This is a genomic window from Bartonella tribocorum (assembly GCF_002778015.1).
GTDB classification, from domain to species: Bacteria; Pseudomonadota; Alphaproteobacteria; order Rhizobiales; family Rhizobiaceae; genus Bartonella; species Bartonella tribocorum_B.
This window is the reverse complement of the sequence record NZ_NJPP01000063.1, coordinates 1-2,494: the sequence shown is the minus strand read 5'-3', so window position 1 is coordinate 2,494 and position 2,494 is coordinate 1. Positions and strand designations below refer to the sequence as shown.

Annotated in this window: 4 protein-coding genes; all 4 read right to left on the bottom strand. The window is 39.9% G+C overall.

Annotated elements, in window-relative coordinates:
* Positions 1-968: 968 nt before the first annotated feature.
* The 4 genes from CEV08_RS09060 to CEV08_RS09045 are packed head-to-tail and all read right to left on the bottom strand — an operon-like array spanning position 969 to position 2,202.
* Complete coding sequence (locus CEV08_RS09060) at positions 969-1,178, bottom strand: hypothetical protein (protein ID WP_100131268.1); 210 nt, start codon at positions 1,176-1,178, stop codon at positions 969-971.
* Positions 1,171-1,383, bottom strand: a complete 213-nt coding sequence (locus CEV08_RS10090; RefSeq protein WP_100131267.1) for a hypothetical protein — start codon at positions 1,381-1,383, stop codon at positions 1,171-1,173. Before CEV08_RS10090 ends, CEV08_RS09060 begins: the two co-directional genes overlap by 8 nt.
* Positions 1,307-1,543 (bottom strand): hypothetical protein, encoded by a 237-nt coding sequence (locus tag CEV08_RS09050; RefSeq protein WP_100131266.1) that lies wholly within the window; start codon positions 1,541-1,543, stop codon positions 1,307-1,309. The genes CEV08_RS10090 and CEV08_RS09050 overlap by 77 nt, the downstream gene beginning before the upstream one ends.
* Positions 1,540-2,202, bottom strand: a complete 663-nt coding sequence (locus tag CEV08_RS09045) for a lysozyme (RefSeq protein WP_100131265.1) — start codon at positions 2,200-2,202, stop codon at positions 1,540-1,542. Before CEV08_RS09045 ends, CEV08_RS09050 begins: the two co-directional genes overlap by 4 nt.
* Between the last annotated feature and the right edge of the window lie 292 nt (positions 2,203-2,494).

Genomic DNA, 2,494 nt, shown 5'->3' with positions numbered 1-2,494 from the left:
ATAGAGCAGTGCAGGGGGTGTTTGTTTTTTTCTGTAAAAATGTAAAAGCGTAAAAATGGTGATCTGTAAAACAAGAATAGGAAGGTCGTAGAGGCTTTATGTATTATGGAGGCTTTGGGGTGTTTTGGGCTTTTATCATGGCATGAAATGGCGTGAGAGGAATTTGGGAGAATAAGTCTTGTGAATGAGGGGCTGGTTGGGATGAAGAGGCGGGTGTGGATGTGGAGGAGGATGCGGGGGAGTGGATGTGAGGGAGTGGGTGTTGAGATCATTTTTAAAATGTTGCGACAGCTCTTAGCTCTTGAGCTGATTTATGAAGATCTATGCCGTGTCTTCTACAGTTGTGAATTCATACATCAGCCTCGTTTATACTGTTAAATGGTTTCTTATGCCACACACGTGGAGGCAGTTGCTGTAAAATATTTAATAAAAAATATCTATTTCATGAAGAGGCAATCAAGGCGTTGGGCTTTCGTAAACAGTTTTTTTTATAACCATTGGGGAGTGGCAAAGGGGAGATGTTTGGTCTTTTAAAGCGTAGAGAGGGTGAGGATCTTTTTATGTAAGACAATTGCATCACGCTGTTCATTGATGCGCTTATTGAAAAAATATCTTTTGTTAAATTTTTCGTGATGTTGTGCAAGAGCATAAAACCCTTTTAGCACCAATTTGGGCATCAAGTATGTGATTTAAAAAAATAGATGATTTAAAAGTGCCCCTCGGCGCTGCTATTTTCTTATGTTCTTATGCCTGCCCAAAGGTGTTTATATTCATCTCTTTGTGAAAAAACCTTTGTGAAAAAAATCTCTTCTCATGCTCCCCCCCCCAATTTATTGCATCATGGTGTTTGTGAATCGTGTAAAAAATGGCGTATGAGACGTGAAAAATCATTCATAAAATCTTCCAACATTTTGTAAAAACAGATGTTTTTTTAAAGATTGAACACGTCTCATGTTTCATTGTGTATTTTAGAGCTGAATGTTCGATTTTTGTGTAAAAATACTTGCCAAGGCATCCATGATACGTGAAAAATCAAGCGCTAAGAGGAAAATGATGAATATAACCCACTTTGTATAGCGTGACATCACTTTTACACTTTTATAAGTCATGATGATTTCTTGGAGAATTTCTTTTTCCTTTTCTGTAAGCTCTGTTTGTTTTTCTGTTTTTCTAGCCATGTTTCCACCCACACAAGCCTTCCCCTTGTTTGTTATGTTTTAAAATATCTCTGGCGAGATTTGCGCTGATGTTCTTGAGATCTTTTTGATCTAAATAAATGGGCAGCCAACCAACGCAAGATGAAGGCTCATTTATTGTTTTTATTGCGCAACCAGTGAGTAAGAGCAGCGCGTACATCAGGATCACTTTTTTGATTAATTTCATTTTCTACCTCTAGACGTGTTGTTGATGATTTTAGCATTTTTTCCGTTTGTTTTTGCTGTTCAAGCTTCTTTCCAAGCGTAAAAGCTTTTGTTAAAGCGATAAAAAAAGCAGTCAAAGCTGCTCCGGTTATCATCAAATTTTTTTTCACCCACCTCATCATAAGCGCTGCTCCTGAAAGCGTTTTGCCACAAAGAAAATGCCAACACAGGCGGCTAAAACCATGATGGTTGCTAATGCCCATTGGATGGGCCCATTGCCTGCCAATAAACCGCCAAGTCCAGAAAAAGAACCAATAATGGGGGTTAAGGCTTCTGCTTTGAGAAAACCCATGGGGTCTTTTGTTTCCACGGTTTGATAGTTGGAAGAAACATAAGCACCCTTTGCCCATAATCCCGCTTCTGCTGCACGACGGTGCACAAGACCGTGAAGACGCTTGCCCCCTGCTTTGGTCCATTTTTGTAACTCAGAAGGGACGGATTCATATTCACTGTTATTGAGTTTTTTGAGAAGGGTCGACTTGCAAAAAGCTTCTGTCCCTACATTATAGCAAAACGATACGAGTGCAGCGAATTGTTCATCTGTTAAGGAAACCGTCACATGTTTTTCAACGGTATTCTCAAATTGTCTTAAATCTTGAGAAAGAATTTCTTCGGCTTGTTTTTGCGTGATGATCATGCCCTTGTGAACAAACGGTTTGCCAGCCGTGCTGGTATGGCCATAGCCAATTGTCCACACACCAATGGTATCTTTATAGGCTTGTAAACGCAATCCTTCCCATTGTTTAATGAGTGCAAGCCCTGATGATGATATTTTTCTCATTTGCTTCTCCATAAAATAAAGCCTCACAGTGAGGCTGGTTGATAGATTAAAAATGAATTTTTTCACGCTTCAAGAATAGAAGAGGCGTGAAACTTTGATGAAATCAAAAGGTTGGTCATGACATCGTGGATATCTCAAGTGGGGGAATGGTTAGTGATGTTTTCCTTAGAAAATGCGTTGTTTGGGGTGGTGTGTTTCCCTGAGAGAGGCGGTTGGTTTTGAGGTTTTCTCCATGTGCTGGTTTTTTGATGGTGTTTTGTTGGGGGAGGGCTGGTGTTGGGCTAGTTGGTAG